This window comes from Halomarina salina (assembly GCF_023074835.1).
Classification (GTDB): domain Archaea; phylum Halobacteriota; class Halobacteria; order Halobacteriales; family Haloarculaceae; genus Halomarina; species Halomarina salina.
In genome coordinates this window covers 3,023,267-3,045,639 of record NZ_JALLGW010000001.1, presented here as the reverse complement: position 1 = coordinate 3,045,639, position 22,373 = coordinate 3,023,267, and the positions used below count along the sequence as shown (strand labels likewise).

Annotated in this window: 24 protein-coding genes; 11 read left to right on the top strand and 13 right to left on the bottom strand. The window is 66.3% G+C overall.

Going from position 1 to position 22,373, the window contains the following annotated elements:
* Nucleotides 1–5: 5 nt before the first annotated feature.
* Both MX571_RS15490 and MX571_RS15485 read right to left on the bottom strand, forming a co-directional pair.
* Nucleotides 6–314 carry a DUF7521 family protein gene (locus MX571_RS15490; RefSeq protein ID WP_247418288.1) on the bottom strand — a complete coding sequence of 103 codons (309 nt, stop codon included), beginning with the start codon at nt 312–314 and terminating at the stop codon, nt 6–8.
* Nucleotides 314–670: a helix-turn-helix domain-containing protein gene (locus tag MX571_RS15485; protein ID WP_247418286.1), complete on the bottom strand. Its 357-nt coding sequence runs from the start codon at nt 668–670 to the stop codon at nt 314–316. The genes MX571_RS15490 and MX571_RS15485 overlap by 1 nt, the downstream gene beginning before the upstream one ends.
* A gap of 167 nt (nt 671–837) precedes the next feature.
* On the opposite strand from MX571_RS15485, the gene MX571_RS15480 reads away from it, so the two are divergent.
* Nucleotides 838–1,911, top strand: coding sequence for a LeuA family protein (locus tag MX571_RS15480; RefSeq protein WP_247418285.1), 1,074 nt, complete (start codon nt 838–840; stop codon nt 1,909–1,911).
* Between the two features lie 27 nt (nt 1,912–1,938).
* Here the strand turns inward: MX571_RS15480 and MX571_RS15475 are convergent, their stop codons facing one another.
* On the bottom strand, nt 1,939–2,484 hold the full coding sequence (locus MX571_RS15475; RefSeq protein ID WP_247418283.1) for a CoA transferase: 546 nt from the start codon (nt 2,482–2,484) through the stop codon (nt 1,939–1,941).
* 71 nt (nt 2,485–2,555) lie between these two features.
* Complete coding sequence (locus MX571_RS15470; RefSeq protein ID WP_247418282.1) at nt 2,556–3,830, bottom strand: RNA-guided endonuclease InsQ/TnpB family protein; 1,275 nt, start codon at nt 3,828–3,830, stop codon at nt 2,556–2,558.
* A gap of 53 nt (nt 3,831–3,883) precedes the next feature.
* On the opposite strand from MX571_RS15470, the gene MX571_RS22505 reads away from it, so the two are divergent.
* Together MX571_RS22505 and MX571_RS15465 are read left to right on the top strand one after the other, a co-directional pair.
* Nucleotides 3,884–4,018 (top strand): hypothetical protein, encoded by a 135-nt coding sequence (locus MX571_RS22505; protein ID WP_282594499.1) that lies wholly within the window; start codon nt 3,884–3,886, stop codon nt 4,016–4,018.
* A 216-nt stretch (nt 4,019–4,234) separates the two neighbouring features.
* Nucleotides 4,235–4,786 (top strand): DUF7523 family protein, encoded by a 552-nt coding sequence (locus MX571_RS15465; protein WP_247418281.1) that lies wholly within the window; start codon nt 4,235–4,237, stop codon nt 4,784–4,786.
* A 47-nt stretch (nt 4,787–4,833) separates the two neighbouring features.
* Here the strand turns inward: MX571_RS15465 and MX571_RS15460 are convergent, their stop codons facing one another.
* The gene (locus tag MX571_RS15460; RefSeq protein WP_247418280.1) at nt 4,834–5,748 is read right to left on the bottom strand and encodes a phosphatase PAP2 family protein; all 915 of its coding nucleotides are present in this window, start codon (nt 5,746–5,748) and stop codon (nt 4,834–4,836) included.
* A 226-nt stretch (nt 5,749–5,974) separates the two neighbouring features.
* The gene (locus tag MX571_RS15455) at nt 5,975–6,337 is read right to left on the bottom strand and encodes a DUF8097 family protein (RefSeq protein ID WP_247418279.1); all 363 of its coding nucleotides are present in this window, start codon (nt 6,335–6,337) and stop codon (nt 5,975–5,977) included.
* Between the two features lie 140 nt (nt 6,338–6,477).
* Between MX571_RS15455 and cysS the strand changes: the two genes are divergently transcribed.
* The 3 genes from cysS to corA all read left to right on the top strand — a co-directional run bounded on the left by cysS (nt 6,478) and on the right by corA (nt 9,209).
* Nucleotides 6,478–7,965, top strand: a complete 1,488-nt coding sequence (gene cysS / locus MX571_RS15450; protein WP_247418278.1) for a cysteine--tRNA ligase — start codon at nt 6,478–6,480, stop codon at nt 7,963–7,965.
* A gap of 81 nt (nt 7,966–8,046) precedes the next feature.
* Nucleotides 8,047–8,202, top strand: a complete 156-nt coding sequence (locus tag MX571_RS15445; protein ID WP_247418277.1) for a hypothetical protein — start codon at nt 8,047–8,049, stop codon at nt 8,200–8,202.
* Nucleotides 8,199–9,209 (top strand): magnesium/cobalt transporter CorA, encoded by a 1,011-nt coding sequence (gene corA, locus MX571_RS15440; RefSeq protein WP_247418276.1) that lies wholly within the window; start codon nt 8,199–8,201, stop codon nt 9,207–9,209. The genes MX571_RS15445 and corA overlap by 4 nt, the downstream gene beginning before the upstream one ends.
* A 21-nt stretch (nt 9,210–9,230) precedes the next feature.
* On the opposite strand, the gene MX571_RS15435 is transcribed toward corA, so the two are convergent.
* The 7 genes from MX571_RS15435 to MX571_RS15405 form a co-directional block, all read right to left on the bottom strand.
* Entirely contained in the window at nt 9,231–10,460 is a 1,230-nt protein-coding gene (locus MX571_RS15435) for a tripartite tricarboxylate transporter permease (RefSeq protein WP_247418513.1), read from the bottom strand.
* A gap of 192 nt (nt 10,461–10,652) precedes the next feature.
* Complete coding sequence (gene rpl12p / locus MX571_RS15430) at nt 10,653–10,997, bottom strand: 50S ribosomal protein P1 (RefSeq protein ID WP_247418275.1); 345 nt, start codon at nt 10,995–10,997, stop codon at nt 10,653–10,655.
* Between the two features lie 18 nt (nt 10,998–11,015).
* The gene (locus MX571_RS15425) at nt 11,016–12,068 is read right to left on the bottom strand and encodes a 50S ribosomal protein L10 (RefSeq protein WP_247418273.1); all 1,053 of its coding nucleotides are present in this window, start codon (nt 12,066–12,068) and stop codon (nt 11,016–11,018) included.
* Nucleotides 12,069–12,707, bottom strand: a complete 639-nt coding sequence (locus tag MX571_RS15420; protein WP_247418272.1) for a 50S ribosomal protein L1 — start codon at nt 12,705–12,707, stop codon at nt 12,069–12,071.
* Between the two features lie 245 nt (nt 12,708–12,952).
* A complete protein-coding gene (locus tag MX571_RS15415) occupies nt 12,953–13,432 on the bottom strand; it encodes a 50S ribosomal protein L11 (protein ID WP_247418270.1) in 480 nt (159 codons plus the stop codon).
* A 189-nt stretch (nt 13,433–13,621) separates the two neighbouring features.
* Nucleotides 13,622–13,822, bottom strand: a complete 201-nt coding sequence (locus tag MX571_RS15410; protein ID WP_247418269.1) for a VNG_1110C family protein — start codon at nt 13,820–13,822, stop codon at nt 13,622–13,624.
* A gap of 104 nt (nt 13,823–13,926) precedes the next feature.
* Nucleotides 13,927–14,088, bottom strand: a complete 162-nt coding sequence (locus MX571_RS15405) for a hypothetical protein (protein WP_247418268.1) — start codon at nt 14,086–14,088, stop codon at nt 13,927–13,929.
* A 1,609-nt stretch (nt 14,089–15,697) separates the two neighbouring features.
* Between MX571_RS15405 and MX571_RS15400 the strand changes: the two genes are divergently transcribed.
* The 5 genes from MX571_RS15400 (at nt 15,698) to artA (ending at nt 22,324) form a co-directional block, all read left to right on the top strand.
* Nucleotides 15,698–16,810: an OBG GTPase family GTP-binding protein gene (locus tag MX571_RS15400; protein WP_247418264.1), complete on the top strand. Its 1,113-nt coding sequence runs from the start codon at nt 15,698–15,700 to the stop codon at nt 16,808–16,810.
* 1 nt (nt 16,811) lies between these two features.
* Entirely contained in the window at nt 16,812–17,375 is a 564-nt protein-coding gene (locus MX571_RS15395; protein WP_247418263.1) for a TIGR04206 family protein, read from the top strand.
* A gap of 116 nt (nt 17,376–17,491) precedes the next feature.
* Nucleotides 17,492–18,253 carry a VOC family protein gene (locus tag MX571_RS15390; protein ID WP_247418262.1) on the top strand — a complete coding sequence of 254 codons (762 nt, stop codon included), beginning with the start codon at nt 17,492–17,494 and terminating at the stop codon, nt 18,251–18,253.
* Nucleotides 18,254–18,865: 612 nt separating this feature from the next.
* Nucleotides 18,866–21,160: a DUF7282 domain-containing protein gene (locus tag MX571_RS15385; RefSeq protein WP_247418259.1), complete on the top strand. Its 2,295-nt coding sequence runs from the start codon at nt 18,866–18,868 to the stop codon at nt 21,158–21,160.
* Nucleotides 21,161–21,337: 177 nt separating this feature from the next.
* Nucleotides 21,338–22,324, top strand: coding sequence for an archaeosortase A (gene artA / locus MX571_RS15380; RefSeq protein ID WP_247418257.1), 987 nt, complete (start codon nt 21,338–21,340; stop codon nt 22,322–22,324).
* Nucleotides 22,325–22,373 lie beyond the last annotated feature (49 nt).

The window sequence follows — 22,373 nt, the reverse complement described above, 5'->3', positions numbered from 1 at the left end:
CACCGTCACGGTCGGGCGTACAGCGAGTACGCGATGAACGCGAGGCCGACGAACTGCAGCGTCCTGACGACGAGCGTGAACGGGCCGCGGTAGCTCCCGTCGAGGGTGCCCGTGCGCAACAGCGCCGTGTAGGCGAACGCGGCGGTGAACGACACCGCGGTCAGCAGAATGAGGCCGACCGAGAGGTACTGCATCGACCGACTGGCGTTCCGGCGGAACCCGCGGTACGCCTGCCACCCGACGAACAGGCCGAGCACCGTCGACCCGGCCGCCATCACGACGGTCGCCAGCCAGACGAGGTCGACGTCCACCATCAGAGGTCCTCCCACATCCGCGTGAAGCGGTCTGCGACGTCTTCCTCCCGGCCGTCGTCGCGTCGTTCGAGGTCGGCGGTGAACTCACCGTCGTCGAGTTCGACGGCGAACCGCTGGAGTCGGGCCGAGTAGACGCGGTGGTGGTTGCCGTCCTGTCGGGGTCGCGTCCGTTCTTCGAGCAAACCGCAGTCGGTGAGCTGGTCGATACGACGGTAGACGGTGGGGAGAGAGGCGTCACACCGCTCGCTGAGTGTCTTCGCGGACATTGGTTCTACGCTCGTCTCGGTGAGGATGGCACGCGCGTACTCGTCGCTGAGCAGGTCGAGGACCTCCGCCAGCGACGACTCCTCACGCACACCGTGACACTGTGTGGTCCCGACTATTAAGGGGACGATAGCGCTCTCACGACGCGAGAACGCGTCCCCCGAAGCGACGCGGACGCGAGTACCGACGGCCGGTGTGCGGGTCGCTCCCCGACACATGTAGGCCGAACCGTTAGCCGCTCCAGGACGGTGACGTAGCCATGGAGATTCTGGACCTCACGCTCCGCGAGGGCGAACAGCGGCCAGGGCGGGACTACTCGGTCGACCAGAAGGTCGCCGTCGCCCGCGACCTCGACGACCTCGGCGTCCCCCTCGTCCAGCTGGGGTTCCCGGTCGGCGACCTCGACGTAAAGGCGGTCACCGAGCGCCTCGCACTCGACGCGCGGACGGTCGGCATCGCCCGCGCGATTCCCGGAGACGTCGAGGCCGCGGTGGAGGCCGGCGTCGACGTGGTCGACGTGTTCGCCCCGACGAGCGACCGCCAGCGCGAGCGACTGCTCGGCGCGACGCCCGAGGAGGCCCGCGAGTCCATCGAAGAAGCGTGCGACGTCGCTCGCGACGCCGGAGTGGCGGTCCACTTCAGCGCGATGGACGGGTTCCGGACCGACCCCGAGACGCTGAACCGCATCACCGCCGACCTCGACGCCGAGTACGTGACGCTCGCGGACACGGTCGGTGCGCGGACGCCGAGCGGCGTCGTCTCGACGCTCGACGAACTCGACCGAGACCCGGCCGACCTGGGCGTCCACTTCCACGACGACCTCGGGGTGGCGACGGCGAACGCGCTGGCGGCCGTCGAGTGGGGCGTCGAGAAGGTCGACGCGAGCGTCGGCGGCGTCGGCGAGCGCGCGGGCAACACCTCGCTCGAACAGTTCGTCGCGGCGGCCGTCGCCGAACCGGGGACGCCCGACCCCGGCGTCGACCTCGACCGCCTGATTCCGACCTGCGAACGGGTGCTCGACCGACTCGACGAGTCGGTCCCCGAATCCCGGCCGCTGCTCGGGTCGGAGGTGTTCTCCCACGAGTCGGGCCTCCACACGGCCGCCATGCTCGACGACCCGGCGACGTTCGAACCGTTCGACCCCGCTCGGTTCGGCGGGGAGCGACACCTCGTGTTCGGTGCGGCGAGCGGCCGCGGCGCGGCCCGCGGACTGCTCGCCCGCGCGGACCGCGAGGTCACCGACGAGCGAGTCGCGGCGCTGCTCGACGTGCTGGAAACGGAGGGGCCGATGGGGTACGAAGCGGCGGTCGACGCCGCGCGGTCGGTCGAGTAACTGCCCGGCGGGAGTCGAGGCGGGTGGTCAGATGACGCCCGCGTCCCGCAGTCGCTCGATGCGCTCTTCCGAGTAGCCCAGCGCACCGAGGACGGCCGTCGAGTCCTCGCCGAGCGTGGGCGGGCCGGTCGACTCGATTCGGTCGAACCCGGTCGCGGTGACCGGGAACCGCGGCACGTCGACCGTCGCGTCGTCGCCCTCGGCCGTCGAGACGGGCGTGAGCGCGTCCGTCGCCGCGAGGTGCGGGTCCGAGACCACCTCGCCGAGGTCGTTGACGTGGGCCGTCGGGACGCCTGCCTCGCGCAGTCGCTCGACGACGTCGTCGGCCTCGAACTCGCGGAACTCGTCGGCCAACAGTTCGGTGAGCAGGTGGATGTTCTCCCGGCGGTCGGTGAGCGTCTCGAATCGCTCGTCGTCGGCGAAGGGAACGGCGAGTACCTCACAGAGCGCCTCCCACTGTCGCTGGCTGGAGGGGCCGACGAACACCCACTCCTCGTCGCTCGTCAGGAACACGTCGTACGGTGCCCAGTTGGGGTGGCTCGCACCCAGCGGGTCCGGGTCGTCGTCGTACACTTGCGCGTACGCCAGCCAATGACATCCTCCTCGCCGTGGACGGCGAGGTTTCCTCACGCTGGGGGTACCGCTTACTGACCCACGGAGGCAACTTGCGGGTTCGTGCGCTCCTCGTTGGAACAAGAGCGTGGTGACTCTGACCAGTCGTGGTCGTCCCACTTGAGGCGCACAGGCCGTGCCATCGACCGTGTTACCGCTGTCTGCCGCTTTAGGAACGTCTCTGACGCTGTGAGGTCGGCGTGCCCCTCGAAGCCGCATGGACACGTCAGCGTGTCGTGGTGGCGAGTCGTCCGGTCGGTCGAACCACACTGCGGACACTCCTGTGAGGTCCATGCTTCCGAACGGACTTCGACCACCATACCGTACTCCTCGGCAGTACACGCAAGGCGCTTGACGAACGCGCGGAACGCCCAGAAGTTGTGCGTCTTGGCGTTCGCTTTGACCGACCAATGTGTTTCCAACACGTCCGTCAACGCGCCGACGTACACCGTCGAAACGCCGTCGCCGTGCAACCGTTCGATGAGGTCACGTGCGAGTGCGTCTTGGGCGTGGTCGCGGCGGCGCGTCCGTCGTCGGTACAGCGACCGGATCCGATTCGAGGAGTATCGGCCGTCGTCCAAGAGCGATTGGAGCCGAGCGATCTCTCGCGTCGTCTCGCGGAACCGCTCGAACTGGTTGCGACCGTCGTACAGCAGTTGCGTGCCGGTCGTGGTCGTACAGGCGACGAGGTTGTTCGCACCAATATCCAGCGCGGCGGTTTCGTCCGCCAGTGGTGATGCCAGCCGAGAAGTGCTGATTGTGACTGGCTGAAAGGCCCTGAATGTTTGTGCGTTCTCGTCGTAGTACAACTCCAACCGACCCTGCTTGTCGTACTCGTCCCAGTTGGGTTTGCCCCGGACTTCGAGTCGGAGGCGTTCGTGGTGCCCCAGTCCGTACTCGTCTTTCAGGTCATTGCCGACGAGGATTTCGAGGCGGGAGTACGCACCCCATTTGACGGAGTACGACGTGTTGCGGATGAACGTGCGGAGTTCTCGACCGTCCTCGGCGTTGCCCCAGAAGCCGGGCTTGCCGTTGGCTTCGCCCTTCTGTTGGAGCGCGAAGAACGACCGCCACGCTTCACGATTCTTCCGTTCGATTTGCTGAACCGTGGACGCCCCAAGAACACCGCCGTAGCGACCGCGATACTCGCCAATTTCCCACACGTTTCCGTTTGGGTCGGCGTAGTGTTCGCGGCGCTTGTAGGTGATTTCGTTCCAGAGCGCGGCAGCAGCGTCCAACAGGCGTCGAAGCAACTCCTCGTCCTGCTCGGACTGAGGAACCACCTCGAACGTGTTGGTCCGCTTCATCAACTACCTGCCCGAGCGAAACTAACATAAATCTACGGATTATCGTAGGCTATATGTCGAACCACGTAAACATCGAAGTCCCGAGCGACGAACAATATGAGCGCCTCAAGCGCGTGAAAAAGGAGCACGGCCTGACGTGGCGCGGGATGCTAATCCACGCGGCCGACGACTTGGATACCCCGGACTGAGTGGCGTCGGCGGTTGTTCGGCAGTTGTCGGATTCACGCCCGGCCTAAAGGCCGGGACTCTCTCCTTGGTTCAGGTAGCCCATCAGCGCGACGGTGCTCTCGAACAGCGAGGCGGTCACCTTCCCGCCCTCGCCGGTCTCGTCGCGCTGGCGGCGCGCTCCGAGGACGGCGGCGCGTTCCGAACAATTCTTTGACCGCCCGCGCCGGGTGCGGGGTATGCCGTCGTCTCCCTCGCTGGCCGCCGTGACCCGCGACGCCGTCCGCGACCGACCGTTCCTCCTCGACGCGTTGCAGGCGGGCGTGCTCAACTACGCCGCCGCAGCCCGCCTCCTGAGCGAGGAGGTCGACGCGCTCGACGGGGCCGACGAGGACACCGTGACCGCCGCGCTCCGCCGGTTCCGCGACGAACTGGACGCCTACGAACGACCACGGGGTGAGGCCCGCGTCTCGATGCGGAGCGGCGTCGGTCGGGTCGACGGAGTCGACGGGAGCGCCGGGAGCGAGGAGGCTGGTGGGGGCGAGATGAGCGATGCGGCGGACCGACCGCTGCTCCGGGTCGGTGACACTGGCTACGCGTCGGGTGGGTCGGGGACGGCCATCGTCGCCACCGGCGAGGTGTCACCGGCCGTGCTCGCCCAGACGCTGGACCGTCTCCGCGCGGCCGGCGTCGGTGTCGAGGCGGCCGCAGTCGCCGGCGAGTCGCTGGTGGTGGTGGTCGACCGGCGTGACGGCCCCGACGCGCTGCGGGTCGTCGAAGCCTGCGTCTGAGCAGCGACTCCCAGCGAATCACCACCGCGAACGGCGGTCGCCGAGCGCTACGTCGCGTCGAGGCGGCGGGCGACCCGCTCGCCGATGTCCGGGACGCCGACGACCAGTGCCGCCGCGAGGACGCTCGCGCCGAACATCACGGGCACGGGCAGGTTCCAGAGGTAGAGCGCTCCGTAGACGAGGAGTGTCCCGACGAACACCGCCGCGCTCAGGGCGACGGCTCGACGGGAGACCGAGAGCGTCAGGCTGCTGTCGACGAACGCGTACCAGCCGAGCCAGACGCCCACGATTCCGCCGAGGACGAGGACGCTGTCGAACGTCCACGAGGTGACGACGGCGACCACGCCGCCCACGACCGCGACGAAGAACACGCGGTCCGGTTCGCGCCCGAGGTCCGAGAGGTAGTAGAGCGCGAGCAGGGTGGTCACACCGATGGCCACCCCCGCGACCACGTCGACGAGGTAGTGGACGCCGAGTGCGAGCCGCGACAGGCAGACGAGCGTGACGACGGAGGCGACGACGCCCGCTCTGAGCCGCCGGGACCAGCGGTCGGCGACGAGGCCGAGGCCCCCCCAGACGAGCGTCGTCCCGATGGCGTGGCCGCTCGGGAAGCCGTAACCCGTCGCGGTGGCCGTGTTCTCGTACACCGGGACGACGAGCGACGGGAGCCAGGGTATCGGCGGCGCGACGCCGGCGTCCGGTGGGCGCGGGAGTTCGAACGCCCCCTTCATCGCCGTGACGAGGACGAGGTAGACGAGCGGCAACGCGAGGACGAACGCTCCCCGTCGTCGGTGTGTCTGCGTGCCTCTACCGGCCGAGACGACGTAGAACGTGCCCGCGACGGTGAGCAGGAACCACACGTCTCCGAGCTGTGTCAGTAACGCCAGCAGGAGCTCGTCGCCCCCGCTGAAGACGTCTCTCAGCCACTTCGTCACGCCGAGGCCACGGTCGAACTGCGTCACGTCACCGACGACCCACCGGTCGTGGGTCGACGCTCTCGCTGGCGCTCGCCGTCGACACGAGGACGCCAGCCGTTCGTTGGCGCTGTCCCTCGCCGGTACCGTGCATTGGTCGCCGTCTCATCTCCGGTCACTGGCCGTGGACTACGGGGACGGGACTCATTACGGCTGGGGTAGCGTACTGTGTCCTACGTACCTGGAGTGCCGGGGCGGTGCGTCGCGTCGAGCCTCAGTCGTCGCTTCCGGGGAGCGCACCGAGGACGCCGTAGCGGAGGCGGTAGAGCACCGTCCCGACGGAGCGTCCGGTACTGAACTCGCTCCTCGCGTCCGGCCGGTCGCGGAAGAGGCCGAACCGGACGGCGGCGAACAGCAGCGAGACGGCGATGCCCCGACGACGGTTCGTCCGTATCCCACCGCGGTCGGTGTCGTTGAGCCAGCAGTACCCGATACCGGTGATGGCACCGATTGCGAGCCACCGGGGCGAGCGCGGCGGTCGCTCGTCTTCAGGGAGCCATCGTCTGAACCGCTCGGTCGCGGCGAGCGCGAGCACCGCGCCCGCGAACTCCAGGAGGGCCTGCCGTCGTCGTGACATGTCGGGTCCTCGGACCCCGAGCACATCAAGGCTCTCCCGCTCAGCGTCCTGCCCTGGTGTGCCGCTGGACCGGTGCACTGCCGCGCCACCGCGTCTCGCGGTTCCGATGCGTTCAAACCGACGCCTGCGGTATCGCCGCCATGAGCATCCGCCTGACGAACACCCTCACGGGCGAGCGCGAGGACTTCCGACCGGCCGACGACGAGGTCCTGCTGTACGTCTGTGGGCTCACCGTCTCGGACCCGCCGCACCTGGGCCACGCGCGCCTCTGGGTCCACGCCGACGTGGTCCACCGCTGGCTCGCGTTCCGCGGGTTCGACGTGCGACACGTCGAGAACGTCACCGACGTCAACGAGAAGATCGTCGCCCGCGTCGGTGAGGACGAGCTGGGCGACAGCGAGGCCGCGGTCGCCCGGACGTACCTCGAACGAGCCATCGCCGACATGCGCTCGCTCAACCTCCTGCGCGCTGAGGTGTACCCGAAGGTGACCGAACACGTCCCCGAGATAATCGACCTCGTGGAGACGCTCGTCGAGAAGGGCTACGCCTACGAGTCCAGCGGGTCGGTGTACTTCGACACCACCGCGTTCGAGGACTATGGAAAGCTCTCGAACCAGTCCATCGAGGACCTGGAGGCGAACGCGCCCGACGAGGAGCAGGCGGAGAAGCGCCACCCGACGGACTTCGCGCTCTGGAAGGCCGACGGCGTCTCCCCCGAGACCGTCGCCGAACACCGCCACGAGGGCGCGGCCGCTCCGGACGACGCGAGCGAGACGGCCCAGACGTGGGACTCGCCGTGGGGCGAGGGTCGTCCGGGGTGGCACGTCGAGTGCTCGGCGATGAGCACAACCCACCTCGGCGAGACGCTCGACATCCACATGGGCGGGCAGGACCTCGTCTTCCCCCACCACGAGAACGAGATCGCGCAGAGCGAGGCGGCCACGGGCGAGCAGTTCGCCCGGTTCTGGCTCCACGTCCGCCTGCTGGAGACGGAGGGCGAGAAGATGTCGTCGTCGCTGGGCAACTTCTGGACGGTCGAGACCGCGGTGGAGGAACTGGGAGCGAACGTCGTCCGGACGTTCCTGCTGTCGACGGCCTACGACTCTGAGCAGACGTACTCCGAGGCGACCGTCGAGGAGGCACGCGAGCGCTGGGAGCGGCTCCAGCGCGCGTACGAACGCGCGACCGAGGCGCTCGACTCGCCCGACGCCTCCGCGAAGGCGGCCGACGAGGACCTCCGGACGGTCGTCGACCGCGCGCAGACCGACTTCACCGAGGCGATGGACGAGAACGTCAACACGCGCGGTGCGCTGGCCGCACTCCTCGAACTGGCGACCGCCGTCAACCGCCACGTCGACGAGACCGACCGGTTCGACCAGGCGGCCCTCGGCGACGCGGTGAACACGTTCGACGCTCTCGGCGGGACGGTCCTCGGCCTGGTCTTCGGCGCGAGTTCGACCGAGGGCGACGTGACGCTCGCCGGGGACCTGGTCGACCTCCTGCTGTCGGTCCGCGAGGAGGAACGGGAGTCGGGCAACTACGAGCGCGCCGACCGCATCCGGGACGACCTCGAAGCGCTCGGCGTCGAGGTCGAGGACGGCGACGACGGCCCGACGTACCGTCTGTAGCCACATCGGGCCGTGTCGAGCCCTGCAGCCGTGGTCGGTGACCGGGGATACGCTTTTTCGCTCCCGTGTGATTGCGGGGGTATGCACCGCCTCCGTGCGCTCGGTCTCGCGATAACGCTGCTCGCACTCGCCGGGTACGCCGTCGGCGTCGCCACGCCGTACCCCGGACGCGCACTCACCGTCACCGGCGTGATGGCTGGCATCGCGCTGGCGGCACTGCCACGGGGGCGGCCGTGATTCGGAGCGCCGTCTACCACGACGACACCGTCGAGACGGTCGACGTGACCGACGACGACGGCGACCCCGCTGCGGACGACCTCCGACGGGTTCGTGACACCGAGGGCGTGTCGTGGGTCGACGCGACGGCCGCCGACGCCCACGAACTCCGCCACGTCGCCGAGGCGTTCGGTGTCCACTCGCTCGTGGTCGAGGACGTGGTGAACAACGTCCGCCCGAAGGTCGAGTCGTTCGAGGAGTACACGTTCGCGCTCGTCAAGGAGGCCGAACTCACCCGTGGCGACACCCCGTTCCACGAGGAGGTCCACGACGAGCCGGTCGGTCTCGTCGTCGGCGACGACTGGCTCTGCGTCCTCTCGACGGAACCCATCGCGGCGGTCGACGCGGTCTGGGACGCCGTGGCCCGCGGGGACGGCCGACTGCTCGACCGGGGTGCCGACTACGCGGCCTACCGCGTGCTCGACCGACTCGTCGACGAGTACTTCGAGGTGCTCGACCGCATCGAGACGACCATCGAGCTGGTCGAGGAGGACGTGCTGGTCTCGACGGACATCGGGACGCTCGAACGCATCAACAACGTCCGCCGGGACCTGCTCTCCTTCCGTAAGGTGACGTGGCCGACCCGGAGCGCTCTCGTCGTCCTCGCTCGGGGGGACCCCGAGCAGATTCGCCCGGAGACGGAGAAGTACTACCGCGACGTCTACGACCACCTCGTCGAGATCGTCGACCTCACCGAGACCTACCGCGACCTGACGAGCGGCGCGCGCGACATCTACCTGAACACCGTCTCGCAGTCGACCAACGAGGTGATGAAGACCCTCACCGTCGTCGCCACCGTCTTCCTCCCGCTGACGTTCGTCGTCGGCGTCTACGGGATGAACTTCGAGGGAGGACCGACGAACATGCCCGAACTCCGGTGGGCGTACGGCTACCCCGCCGTCATGGTCGGGATGCTGGCGGTCGCCGTCGTCATGCTGGCGTACTTCCGTCGGGTCGACTACATCTGAGGTGGCTCTCTCCGTCGCTCCTCACCCGCCCAGCGCGAGCGGCCCGATGAGTACCCCCATCAGGTGCGCTCGCTTCGCGCCGAGCCGAGGCGGGAGCATCCCGACCAGTCCGGCGATAGCGAGCAGTCCGACGCCCAGTCCGCCCGCGAACAGGAACGCGAAGACGGCGAGCAGGCAGAGGACACCGACCGAGAGCCGCGTCGGGTCGACGTTCCCGACGACCCGGAGGTAGGACGGGCCGAGTGCTCCCACGAGGACGAACCCCGCCATCGCCGCGCCGACGACGGCGAGCACGGAGAGGGAGAGCGACGGCGTCCCCACCGTCTCGTCGACGGCGACCAGCACGCCCGTCCGGGGTGTGCCGAGGGCGAACAGCGCGAAGAGAGCGAACACCGTGTTCGCCGTGTTGACGCCGCTGGTCGCCACGACGAACCCGCGAGCGCCGTACCTACCGGGGACAGTCGTCAACGCGAGCGTCGCCGCGACGGCGCTGGAGACGCCCGGCAGGTAGCCGACCGCCGCGCCCGAGAGCGTGCCGACACCGCCCAGTCCGGCGACCGAGCCCTTCGAGAGGGCGAGCGTGGCGTCGTCCTGTTCGGGGACGCCCGCGCCGCCGACCGCGTCGACGAGCACCGGGACGCCGAACAGTCCCGCGAACAGCGGCATGAGCGTGCTCCCACCGAGCGGTCCGGAGACGGGGAGGTCGAGGGTGAGCACGCCGAGCGTACCGCTGGCACCGACGGCGACCAGCGCGCCGACCGCTCGTCCCGGCGTCGGTTCGGTGAGCACCATCGCGAGAGCGATGCCACCGAGGACGAGCGAGAGGTGGGCGGTGACCGTCGGATAGACCGCGGTCATCCCGGTCGTGACGGGTATCGCCAGCGGCACCGCGAGCACGACGGCCAGCGCGCTCCCGAGCGCCGACAGGCGGAGCGCCTCCTCGCCCCGTCCCTCGACGACGAGGCGGTGCCCAGGGAGTGCGCTGGCGGCCATCGCCGGGTCGGGGACGCCGAGCGCCAGCGCGGGCACCACGTCGAGGAACGTGTGGACGACGCCCGCCGCGAGCATCGCGCAGGCGACGAGCGTCGGCGGACCGGGCGCGCTGGCCGCCCCCGCCGCCAGCAGGAGGGCGACGTTGTTCGCGTGGAGGCCCGGCACCAGTCCGCTCAGCGTCCCGAGGGCGACGCCAGCCAGCGTGAACCCACAGACTGCGAGCGCGAACTCCGGCGCGAGGACGACCTGTGGCTCCATCACGGGAGCGTGGTCGCGCTTTCGCCCTTGAACGTTCGTCCCCCGTGTGATGAGGGGTGGTGGAGGGGTAGCTGGCGGAGGCGAGCGTAGTGGACCGGAGCGCCGCTGGCGGAACGCACGCGTCGCTGGCGGGTCGAAAAACGGAGAAGGTGTATTCGAGTCGAGTCGGACGGGTGAGGGTGAACTGCCGGTTCAGCCGAACAGCTCGCCGAGACCCTCGCCGCTGGCGTCGTCGTCTTCCTCGTCGTCGTCGCCGTCGTCGGCGTCGGCTTCCGCCTCGTCGGCGTCGGCTTCCGCTTCCTCGGCCTCGTCGGCCTCGCCACCGGCGGCACCGCCCGCGGCCCCGCCTGCTGCGGGGACGGCGGCGGCCGTGTCGATGGCCTCCTCGATGTCGACGTCCTCCAGCGCGGCGACGAGCGCCTTGACGCGGGACTCCTCGACGTCCGTACCGGCCGCTTCGAGGACTGCGGTGATGTTCTCTTCGTTGATCTCTTCGTCCGTCTCGTTCAGGATGAGTGCTGCGTAGATGTACTCCATTGTTCTGTATTGGGGGGGTTAGCCGAACATCGCGCCGAGTGCGTCGCCACCGTCGTCGTCATCGTCGTCTTCGTCGTCGTCGGTGTCGGCCTCGGCGTCAGCGTCGGCTGCTTGGTCGTCGGTCGATTCGTCGTCGTCGGCGTCGTCCTCGTCGTCCCCGGCGGGGGCCGTGAGGTCAGCGCCGCGCAGTTCCTCGGGGAGCGCCTCCTCGTCGTCGATGAGGGCGGCGAGCGCCCGCATCTGCGAGTCGGCCTTCCCGACGAGCGTGTCGGCGATGTCCGGGCTCTCGACGGCGGCGTGCAGGCCGAGGGAACGGGCCTCGTTGCTCGCCTTGCCGAGGATGAGGCCTGCGGTCTGGGCCGTCGGGTAGACGGCGTTGACCGAGACGTTGCGGGCGGCACTGGCGGCCGCCTGCACGTCCGCACGGTAGTCGTCGATGTCGATGGCGAGGTCCTCGGGGTCGAAAAGGACGCCGTCGGAGTAGACGCCGCGGAGGTCGAGGCCGACCTCCTTCGGTTCGATACCGAGTTCGCTCAGTACGTTCGCGAGCTGCGTGCTGACCTCCTCGCCGGCTTCGAGCACGGTGGAGTCGGACAGCACCTGGATGGAGCCGTCCTGGATGCGGGCGTCCGCGCCGACCTGCTGGAGTTCGCCGACGAACGGACCGGGATCGATGCCGGTGTCACCCTCGGGGATGACGATGTCGTTCGGGGCGACCTCGCCGGCGTTGATGGGCGCCGGCGTCTTCGAGGCTTCGAGCTCCTTGTACAGGCCGAACGGGTTGTCGTTCGTCCCGATGAGGCCCACCTGGCCCTCGATGAACTCCTTCAGCTCCGAGAGGTCGTCGTCGGTCTCGTCCAGCGCCCGGTTCATCAGCGTGTTCCGGGAGACGCGAAGCTGTGCGGTGCCGTGCAGGTCACGGCGCATCGCCTGGAGCTGTCGCGACGGGATGCCGGCGAGGTTGACGACGCCGACGCTCTCGTAGCTGTTCAGGATGTCGACGACGGTGTCGACCTCCTCCTGTTTCCACTGCGGGATGACGTCGGTCTTGCGTTCGGACTCTGCGGACATCTAGGCCACCTCCACGGAGGGGCCCATCGTCGTCTTGACGTAGACGGAGTCGATGTTGAGCGGCCCCTTCTCGAGGTCTGCTTCGATTCGGCGCAGGATGACGTCCACGTTGTCGGCGATCTCGTCGGCCGACATGTCGGCCGCACCGACGCGGGTGTGGAACGTCCGACGGTCGCGCGAGCGTACCTGTACCGTGTTCTTCATTCGTTCGACGACTTCGACGACGTCGTCGTCGGGCTGAAGCGGTGTCGGCATCTTCCCGCGGGGACCGAGGACGGTCCCGAGGTAGCGACCGATGTCCTGCATCATGCTCGCCTCGGCGACGAAGAAGTCCGTCTCGCCGGCGAGATCCTTCGCGGCGTCGTCGTCGTCACCGAGTTCTTCGAGGTCGTCACCGTCGAGTACGTCGTCGGCGACGTCCTGTGCTCGGAGGGCTGTCTCACCCTCTGCGAACACGACGATACGTGTGTCTTGGCCCGTTCCGTTCGGAAGGACGATGCCTTCGTCGACACGGTTAGACGGGTCGTTGAGATCCAGGTCTCGCAGGTTTATCGCGAGGTCCACCGTCTCCTGGAAGTTCCGGGGCGGTGCCTCGTCGAGTGCGCGAGAGACTGCATCCTCTATTTCCTGATCTGCCATTGTTCACCTCCGTAGTGCGCCGTGAGGCTACTACGGCGTGAAACAGGCTACGCCTGTCTCGTTTCGCACGAGTGACCTCGCGGACTTAAGTACGTCGAACTGGCGACGTGAGCCTCCTCGTGGTCGCGGGGGCGATTCGAGGCGTCACTCGGCGGTACCGTCACGGACGGTCAGCCGCGAGCGCGTCGAGCACGCCGAGCAGTGCCGTCGCTCGCCGCTCGGAGAGTGAAAGAGAGTCCGCCTGGTTACGCCGCGCTGAGCTGGTCGTCGAACTCGCCGTCTTCGACGCGCTGTTTGAACGTCCGCGCGTCCTCGCCCTCGATGGTGACACCGAGCGAGACGCAGGTGCCGGCGACCTCCTTCGCCGCGCCGCGCGTGTCGTACGCGAGCAGGTCGGGGAGCTTCTGCTCCGCGACCGTCACGAGCTGGTCGATGGACATGTCCGCGACGAACTCCGCCTGCGGGCGGCCGCTGCCCGTCTCGAAGCCGAGTTCGTCCTTGACGAGCGCCGCCGTCGGCGGCACACCGACGTCGATCTCGAAGCTCCCGTCGTCGTCGTAGGTGACGGTGACGGGCACTTCGGTGCCGTCGAACGCGGCGGTCTGGTCGTTTATCTCACTGACGACTGCCTGCACGTCGACCGGCGTGGGGCCGAGCTCCGGCCCGAGCGGTGGCCCAGGATTGGCCTGCCCGCCGGGGACGAGCACTTCGATGGTACCTCCCATATCGGCTTCATTCCCCTCTCGCGCTTTTAAGAGTTGTCTTGTCGCCGTCCCCACGGTGGAGTGTCACACAGTGTGGGACGTCTCCGCCGGAGGACGGGAGGCTACTCGGAGCGGTTCTCGATACCTACGGGCGAAGCTGGTCGGGGGATGGCGCAGTGAGAGACGACACGGCGTGGACGGCGTCGAGCCTCAGGGCAGGGAGATGCCGTGACGGACGAGCCAGTCGCTCGCGCTCTTGATCTCGACCGGACTGCCGATGATGCGGACGCGACCGTCCTGCTCGACGAACGTCAGCGTGAACTCCCGCCCGAGGTCCGCGCGCAGGTCACCCAGCCTCCCTCGGGGGAGGACGATCTGCGTGCTGTCGCGGAATCGACCGGCGTCACTCATCGTTCGTTCGCTCTCGACCATCACGTATTAACGTACTGAAAGGCGTCCACGGGACGGCGGTCGGCCGCGTTAACCCCCACGATGACGACGCTCGGAAGCGACGCTCAGAGGTTGACGAGGAGCAGCCCAACGACGACGATTATGAGCAACGCGATACCGAGCATCGTGAGGTTCGTCTGGAAGACGAGGCTGAGGGCGGTGTGCAGGAGGGCGACGAAGGCGAGACCGAGGAGCGCGAGGTTCTTCCCCAGGGTACGCTTGTCCATGGGAATCGTATGACGGCGCGCGGTATAGGCGTGTGCGTACGCTTGCTTTCTCAAAGACGATCAACGTTCGAGTAGCCACAGAAAGGAGACCTCGTGCCGTGCTCAAAGCCCGATTCGTTGAAACGAGTGTGAAATTGGTATTGATTCACGTAAGTGACTACTGTGACATCCTCCCCGCGGTAAACGGCGGGGCTTCCCCACACAGTAGGAACCCTGGCCCGGTGCCGAGTCGGTTTCAGAACTTGTTCTCCCAGTATCGGCGAGGCGAGTTTCGACTGTCCTTCGGGAGCGTCTCCGGGCGCTGTCACGGGCGCTCCCATCCACAAGCGAGTCATCGTCCCGCGGTTTCTCAACGCGGCTTTCTAAGCGGTCATGCCTCGCGACACGGTCTGACCGGCGCGGTTCACACCGTTTGGCCAAGTTTCCTGCGCACCGTAGAGATAGATGGAGTGTTGCCCGTCTCTCACGGTGGCCTGCCCGTGGGGAGACGGCGTACCCGTGATACTATGCTTCTCACAAGGTGGGCTGAGGGTGTGGGATTCGGCCAGCCGGCGACGGCCGAGGGGAATTTCCATGTCGGATTCACGCCCGCCTGAAAGAGCGGAGTCTCTCCTTGCAGATGATAGCCACGTCGAACGTGTGAAATCCACACTATACCAACTCGGTCCCCTCGCGACACTCATCGCGCAGTCATTCTGACCGGTTAACATATTCTTCCACATATGGCCCTAATGCCCGGTAGAGAGACTCTGAAGAGAGACTGTGGGTTCGCGTTTCTGGTGGGCAGTCTAGACCGGTCGATACGATGAACCCGGTGTGGAAGGGTAGAACGCTCTAAAGCCGTGGTATCGACCTCTCTGGGACTGTATGGGCGTGTTCAGCAGTATCTGCTCACTGTTCACTCAACGGGATACCGTGGCCAACCTCTCGCTGTAGAGTCCAACTGTTCCACACATGGGTCACGTACAGCGATTTCCCCGCGTGAAACGTAGGTGATCCGTCCCGGATTACGTCACCCACCATCTCGGTTATTTCGGGGGTAATGGGCGTCTGGAGGTCTCTTGTGTGTTCTGACCGTATCTCGACCCTCACCTCATTCGTCGTCTCCCGGGTGGAATATGGGTCGATATCGTTTCCACAGATCCGTTGAGTATGTCAGTTTTCACGGTTGAGGGATTACTCGCTGGTACGTCTAGCCACCGAATGTGATTCGTTGAAACGCTTGAATTCGGGTGTCTGGAGCAGTGGGTTGAACAGGCTCTCGCCATAGTATCGTCTGTGGGGGATGGTGAGCTCCGGAGAAATGCACAGTTCCCCTTGTGAGGTCTTCTATCGGGGATTCGGTGGATATGTGGAGATTGAGTGCAGCCATCGGATTTTTCTGTTCAAATCGTTGGGATATCCCGTCGAGGGAATGCCTTGGTGTATTGCAGTGATTACACTATACTGGTTAGTGCACGGTGTGGTGTTGTGTTGGCTTTTCATCTTCAGCTCTTGGGGAACATTGGCCGAACAACGTGGCGACAGTGAGGTTGGGATAGATATGGGGACCTAGTCGAACCAACCGACAAGGACACGTTTTTCCTGCAGGATGGCGGAGAGTAGAGCAATGGGACTTGAGGAGGAGATCGAGGCCATCGAGGAGGAGATAGCCAACACTCCGTACAACAAGTCCACCGAGGCACACATCGGTCGGCTGAAGTCGAAACTCGCACAGAAGAAGGAGAAACTGGAGAACCAGTCCTCGGCTGGCGGTGGCCAGGGCTACGCGGTCGAGAAGACCGGCGACGCCACCGTCGCCCTCGTCGGCTTCCCCTCCGTGGGGAAGTCCACCCTTCTGAACGCGCTGACCAACGCCGAAAGCGAGGTGGGGTCCTACGAGTTCACGACGCTGAACGTGAACCCGGGGATGTTGCAGTACCGCGGTGCGAACATCCAGTTGATGGACGTGCCGGGGCTCATCGAGGGTGCGGCCGAAGGGCGCGGTGGTGGCCGCGAGGTGCTGTCGGTCGTGCGGACCGCCGACCTCGTACTGTTCGTCCTCTCGGTGTTCGAGATCGAGCAGTACGACCGCCTCCGCGAGGAGCTGTACTACAACAAGATCCGCCTCGACTCCACCCCGCCGAGCATCAGCGTCACGAAGAAACACAAGGGCGGTATCAAACTCACCACCGGTGGCGACGTCGGCCTCGACGAGGAGACCATCAAGGGCGTCCTCCGCGAGTACGACTACATCAACGCCGACGTGACGGTACGCGAGCAGATGACCATCGACCTGCTCGTCGACGCGCTGATGGACAACCGCGTCTACCTCCCCTCCATCGTCTCGGTCAACAAGGCCGACCTCATCGAACCGGACTACCTGGAGACGGTCAACGAGGACCTCCGAGAGCGCGACATCGACCCCGAGGAGGCCGTCTTCATCAGCGCCGAGGAGGGCAAGGGCCTCGACTCGCTGAAGGAGTCCATCTGGGAGGCGCTCGGCCTCATCCGCATCTACATGGACAAGCCGGGGCGCGGCGTCGACCGCGAGGAACCGCTGGTCGTGCGTCGCGGGAAGAACAGCATCGACGACGTGCTGGACAAACTCGGGAGCGACTTCCGCCAGCGCTTCCGGTTCGCCCGCGTGTCGGGACCGAGCGCGAAACACGACGAACAGCAGGTGGGTCTCGACCACGAACTCCAGGACGAGGACGTCCTGCGCCTCATCATGCGGCGATAGCGTGTCCGACGGGTCGTCGGACGCCGCCTCCGCGGGCGACTCTACCGACGAGGAGACGGCCCGGAGTCGCTCCCCGACCAGTCGGAACCGGGGCGCGGTCTCGTCGCGCGCACGCGCGAGCGACCGCGGCCGTGCGCTCGGTCGCTTACTCGTCGTACTGGGACTCGGGGTGGTCCCGTGGACCGTCGTCGCCGGTGTCGACCTGACGTTCGTGTTCCCGTTCGGGCTGCTCAACGACGACCCGTGGACGCTGGTCACGCTCCCCGACTACCTCCGGCTGTCCGTATACGGTCGGTCGGCCGCCATCGAGTCGTGGCTGGTCGGTGCGGGCATCTACGTCGGCGCGGTGGCGAGCGCGCTCGCAGGGGTCGCCGGGTGGGACGACCGGCGACTGACCGGGGGGCTGCTGGTGCTCGCCGCGCTGAACCAGTTCCCGCTCGCCTACGCGTTCTCGCGGCGACCGGGGACGCTCGCCGTCCCGTTCGGGAGCGTCCTGTTGCTCATCGCCGCGTGGTGGCTCTACTGGCCCGCCGTAATCGAGTGGGTCGACGAGCGGACCGAGTGAGGTTCCCCATCGGCGCTGGCGGAGCGGGGGGATTCGTCGCGTCGTCTCGTGGTGGCAGGGTGGGCAGCGACTCCTTCGCACCAACGTTTATCGCTCGGCCGCGAGTGGCTCTCGTCGTGAACGCCATTCTCGACCACACGATGATGCGCGTCGAAGACCTCGACGCCGCACTGGAGTTCTACACGGGAGCCATCGACTACGAGGAGAAGGGTCGCTGGGAGGCCGACACGTTCACGAACGTCTTCCTCGGCCCCGAGGAGATGCACGACGAAGGTGCGCTGCTCGAACTCACGTACAACCACGACGGTCGCTCCTACGAGATGGGCGACGCGTGGGGCCACATCGCCGTCCGCGTCCCCGAGGACGAACTGCAGTCGTCGTACGACGAACTGATGGACGCGGGCGTCGAGGACTACCGCGACCCGGAGTCCTGCGACAACCGGTACGCGTTCGTGAAGGACCCCGACGGCCACGAGATAGAACTCGTGAAGCGCGACCACGGCGCGAAGTGGAGCCTCGACCACACGATGATGCGCGTCGAGGACGCCGACGCGACCCTCGGCTGGTACGCCCGGAAACTGGAGTACGAACAGACGGGTCGCTGGGAGTCGGACACGTTCGCGAACTACTTCGCGAAGCCGAAGGAGGCCGCCGAGGAGGCGATGAGCGTCGAGTTGACGTACAACTACGACGGGCGCTCCTACGAGATGGGCGACGCGTGGGGCCACGTCGCCGTGCGGTGTGACGACCTCGACGACGCCTGGGAGACGCTGATGGAACGCGAGGCCGAGGGCTACCGCGATCCGGAGTCCTGTGACCACAACTACGCGTTCACCAAGACCAACGACGGCCACGAGGTCGAAGTCGTCACGCGCTGACGGCTCATTGGGCATCGTCGGCTCGCTCCTCGTACTGCCGCTCGACCACACGGACTGCCGACTCGCTCTACCGACCGGCCGCCGCGCATCTGCTCTGCGATTCCACGGCCGCTCTCACCGTTCGACAGCGGTGCCCCCGGCACTCCCTCCTTCCGCCGCCGGGACTGGTCGACCACCGAACCGTGGGACGGGGCGCGCGCGAACGCGCGGCCCTCTTGCGATGTGGGGTGGTATTTAAACTCGTCTCCTTCCAGCGGTAGATCCGGCGATAGTTACTCGTCTGATGAGTAACTCGTAACGCTCACTTGTGGATGACTATCCGGAGATGAGGAGTAGATGGCGAACCATTATTCAGGCCGCTATACGGTTGTTTCAGGGCGTTCTCGGGTCACGCGTCAGACAGGTGGCCGACATTGACACAAAGCTCATAACCCCCGGTTCCGGCGCTGAGAGAGGTTAACACGCGTCTGACGCCACCAGAAAGCATTTATAACACTGGGCTTAGGTTCTGCCTGTACCCCTACCCATGGTGACAGTACAAAGTACCAACCTGTGCGGTGGCCACTTGGTCATCGGTTGGGAACAGTGCTAGACCCGACAGGTACGATAAACATGACAGGAAACAATTCCAAGGTTCGCAGCCTCTTCCTCGCTGCGCTGGTGGTCTTCTCGGTCTTCGCCGGGTCCATCGCGCTGACGGGCGGTGCTGCGGCTCAGGACTCTGAAGAAATCACGAACAATGGTTTCTACGTTCAGGGTCAGACGCTGACGTATAGTGGTGACGCAGATGTAACCTACGTGCTGCTTGACGGCGAAACCCCCGTTGGGGAGTACGACGCAGGCAGCGACGGTGAGATCGAGATTCGCACCGGTAACATGGAAGCCGGCAGCTACACGCTGCAGGGCACCGGTAACGACACAACGGACATCTCGTTCTACCTCGGCGAGCAGACGCTGAGCGCTGAATTCGAGGACGGAACGCTTACCCTCGACTCGAACCGCGCTGACTTCAACGTCTCTGCGAGTTCCGACGAACTCAGCAACTCGGAGATTGAGACGCTGCTCGGTGTCGACGACTACGAGAACATCGAAGTCGACGGCAACTCGCGCGAGTTCACCATCACTGAGGGCGATGTCGACGCTGGTTCCTACGACATCGACTTCGAGGTTGCTGACACGGACGCTAGCGCAAACGTGTCGGTCGACGTCGGCGAGTTCGAGGAGCCTGACGTCAACTTCAACCAGTCTGTCTTCGAGACCGACCGCGGCGACATCGCAGAGATCGTGGTCGACTTCGAGAACGGCGCGGAAGGCCCCGTCAACCTCACCATCGGTAGTGAGGAAGTGAACTACGTCAAGACGGCCGAGGTCTCCCCTAACTCTGATGGGCAGGCCGTCGTCATGTTCAACACCTACAACGGTAACCTCACCGCAGAGGAGGGTTCCGTTGCGAACGCGAACAACACGACTGGCAATGACGGCCTTCTCGACGCTACTGACTACGAGATGACCCTCGCCGATAGTGAGGGGGAGCAGGACGTCGGTACGCTCGTCATCAACGAGCGCTCGTCGACTTCCTTCGACATCTCGGTCGCTACGGGTACGCAGGAGTACTCCGAAGTGAGCGAAGTTGAGAACGCGTCGGTCGACCGTGACAGCGTTGTCGTGGGCGACGTCGTCGTTCACCGTCTCGAGGCCTCGGGTCTCGAAGGCGCAATCGAGGCTGAGGGCGGTCTTCTCAACCTCGTCAGCAGCGACAGTGCGAGCCTGACGGCCACAGAGGTCGACCCAGGCCCGAACGCTGAAGCTGAGGAACTTGACCTGAGCTCGGCCGAAGTCGTCTCCGAGGACGGCGTCTACTATATCCTCGTTGACACCAGCGACCTCGACAACGCAGAGGTCGGTGGCGAGTACAACGTCACGCTCCAGTTCGACGAATCGAGCGGCCTCGTCGACGAAGACGAGACGATGAGCGCTACGTTCTCGGTCGTCGAGGAGACGCTCTCCCTCGACACCGAGGAAGTCAACGATGAGGACATGGTCGTTGTCCGCGCAGAGGACAACCAGACCGTCTCCGGTGAGACCGAGTACGCGCCTGGCGCACAGGTCCGCGTGGTCGTTCGCTCCACTGGCGACAGCCCGTTCCTCCTCGACGACACTGCTGAGGTCCAGGACGATGGTACGTTCAGCTCCTCGTTCGACTTCTCGGACTACAGCGAGAACACGACTTTCACCGTCGAGGCTGACGCGCAGGGCATCTTCAGTGCCTCTGACAGCGCCAACGGTGTCATCAACCCAGCCCAGACGGCTGAGGTTTCCATCAGCGACCAGGAAGGCGACGGCTCGACCGTTACGGTCGACAGTGTCACCCTCTCCGAGGGTGGCTTCGTCACCATCCACGACAGTTCGCTGACTGAGGAAGGCGACGCCATCGGCTCGGTCCTCGGCACGTCCGAGTACCTCGAGTCCGGTGAGCAGTCGGACGTCGAAGTCACGCTCGACTCGCCGCTCAACGAGTCCGGTACGGTCATCGCGATGCCGCACATGGACTCCAACGGTAACGAGCAGTACGACTTCGTCACCTCGGAAGGCTCCGAGGACGGTCCGTACACGTCCGGTGGCTCGGCAGTCGTCGACTCCGCCGAGTACACGGTCGCTAACGGTACCACCGGTAACAACACGACGACCGGCAACGGTACGATGACGACCGACGCGCCGACGACGACCGACGGCGGCACGATGACGACTGACGAGCCGACCGACAGCACGACTGAAGGTCCCGGCGACACCGCCACGGCCACCACCGAAGGAACGAACTCCGACGGTGACGGTCCCGGCTTCGGTGTCATCGTCGCACTCGTCGCACTCGTCGCTGCCGCACTGCTCGCAGTGCGCCGCGACAACTAACGGCTGAACAACCGGACCTCGCTCCGGTCACCCGCGATACCTTTCTTTCGAACGCTACACCCGACGAGCGACGGCGCTCGCGCTCGCCGGACTCCGATACATCAGTAGCAGACCGCCGTACTCCGGCGGGACTGTCCAACGACAAGACCTATACACGTCTCAACCTACGCTCGTGGTATGACTGGTGTGCTGGACGTACTGGCGTGGGCACACCGCTTCGCGGACCCGCTGGCGTGGCTCGTCGTCGGGACGTTCCTCGCGGCGGCCGTCCTCGACGTCGCCGACCGGCGGGAGGCGCGACCGCTGGCCGTCCTCGGCTGGGGGCTGTTCGCGCTGTTCTGGCTCACGCTCGTCCACCACTTCGCGTTCGCGCAGAAGAGCATCGTCGAGGGCATCCTCGTCGTGGTGGCCGTCCCGGCGTGTCTGTACGCCGGCTACCTCCTCGCGCAGGGCCGCGAGTCGCTGATGGTGCTCTCGCGGGCCGTCGGCGTGATGGGGCTCGTCTTCTTCCCCGTCCAGACCATCGACCCCGCCCGGCAGTTCCTCATCGAGACGGTGACTCGCCACACCGAGTTCGGGATGAGCCTCCTTGGGCAGACCGCGCCGGGGGACTTCACCGTCGTCAGCGGTGCCGAGGCGAACCCGCCGCGTCCGGACTACCGCAACACCTTCGAGTTCTACCAGGGCGACCACCGCATCACCTACACCATCCTCATCGCCTGTACCGGCCTCGGCAGCATGGCCATCTTCGCCGGGCCGATCCTCGCCGTTCGCGCGCCGCTCGGCCGGAAACTGCGCGCGCTGGCGGTGAGCCTCCCGGTCATCTACGTGCTCAATCTCGTCCGGAACGTGTTCATCGCGCTCTCGTTCGGGCAGAGTCACCTCCAGGTGTTCCCCGACGTCGTGATGGATCTGTTCGGCACGGACGACCCGTACATGGTGTCGTACTACGTCGCCGACCGACTGCTCGCGCAGTTCGTGTCGGTCATCGCGCTCGTCGCCATCACGTGGTTCGTCGTCCGCGAACTCCCCGAGGTCGGCGTCATCCTCGACGACGCGCTGTTCATGCTGACGGGCAAGGAGTACGACCTCGCGGGGGCGCTCGGCGCGGAGAGCGCCACCGACCGCCCGACCACCCAGACCACGGACCGCCCGATGGACTGACGGCGCTGCTCGGTCCTCGCTCGGCTTCCTCCCTCCCTTTTTCTTCCTA

Bases quoted from the DNA above. Each gene is read 5' to 3' on its own strand.
- MX571_RS15465 (WP_247418281.1), top strand. From the start codon at position 4,235: ATGCCGTCGTCTCCCTCGCTGGCCGCCGTGACCCGCGACGCCGTCCGC.
- MX571_RS15425 (WP_247418273.1), bottom strand. From the start codon at position 12,068: ATGTCCGCAGAGTCCGAACGCAAGACCGACGTCATCCCGCAGTGGAAA.
- MX571_RS15490 (WP_247418288.1), bottom strand. From the start codon at position 314: ATGGTGGACGTCGACCTCGTCTGGCTGGCGACCGTCGTGATGGCGGCC.
- MX571_RS22505 (WP_282594499.1), top strand. From the start codon at position 3,884: ATGTCGAACCACGTAAACATCGAAGTCCCGAGCGACGAACAATATGAG.
- MX571_RS15470 (WP_247418282.1), bottom strand. From the start codon at position 3,830: ATGAAGCGGACCAACACGTTCGAGGTGGTTCCTCAGTCCGAGCAGGAC.
- MX571_RS15410 (WP_247418269.1), bottom strand. From the start codon at position 13,822: ATGAGTGACGCCGGTCGATTCCGCGACAGCACGCAGATCGTCCTCCCC.
- MX571_RS15405 (WP_247418268.1), bottom strand. From the start codon at position 14,088: ATGGACAAGCGTACCCTGGGGAAGAACCTCGCGCTCCTCGGTCTCGCC.
- MX571_RS15415 (WP_247418270.1), bottom strand. From the start codon at position 13,432: ATGGGAGGTACCATCGAAGTGCTCGTCCCCGGCGGGCAGGCCAATCCT.
- cysS (WP_247418278.1), top strand. From the start codon at position 6,478: ATGAGCATCCGCCTGACGAACACCCTCACGGGCGAGCGCGAGGACTTC.
- rpl12p (WP_247418275.1), bottom strand. From the start codon at position 10,997: ATGGAGTACATCTACGCAGCACTCATCCTGAACGAGACGGACGAAGAG.
- MX571_RS15480 (WP_247418285.1), top strand. From the start codon at position 838: ATGGAGATTCTGGACCTCACGCTCCGCGAGGGCGAACAGCGGCCAGGG.
- MX571_RS15400 (WP_247418264.1), top strand. From the start codon at position 15,698: ATGGGACTTGAGGAGGAGATCGAGGCCATCGAGGAGGAGATAGCCAAC.
- MX571_RS15435 (WP_247418513.1), bottom strand. From the start codon at position 10,460: ATGGAGCCACAGGTCGTCCTCGCGCCGGAGTTCGCGCTCGCAGTCTGT.
- MX571_RS15455 (WP_247418279.1), bottom strand. From the start codon at position 6,337: ATGTCACGACGACGGCAGGCCCTCCTGGAGTTCGCGGGCGCGGTGCTC.
- MX571_RS15445 (WP_247418277.1), top strand. From the start codon at position 8,047: ATGCACCGCCTCCGTGCGCTCGGTCTCGCGATAACGCTGCTCGCACTC.
- MX571_RS15385 (WP_247418259.1), top strand. From the start codon at position 18,866: ATGACAGGAAACAATTCCAAGGTTCGCAGCCTCTTCCTCGCTGCGCTG.
- artA (WP_247418257.1), top strand. From the start codon at position 21,338: ATGACTGGTGTGCTGGACGTACTGGCGTGGGCACACCGCTTCGCGGAC.
- MX571_RS15420 (WP_247418272.1), bottom strand. From the start codon at position 12,707: ATGGCAGATCAGGAAATAGAGGATGCAGTCTCTCGCGCACTCGACGAG.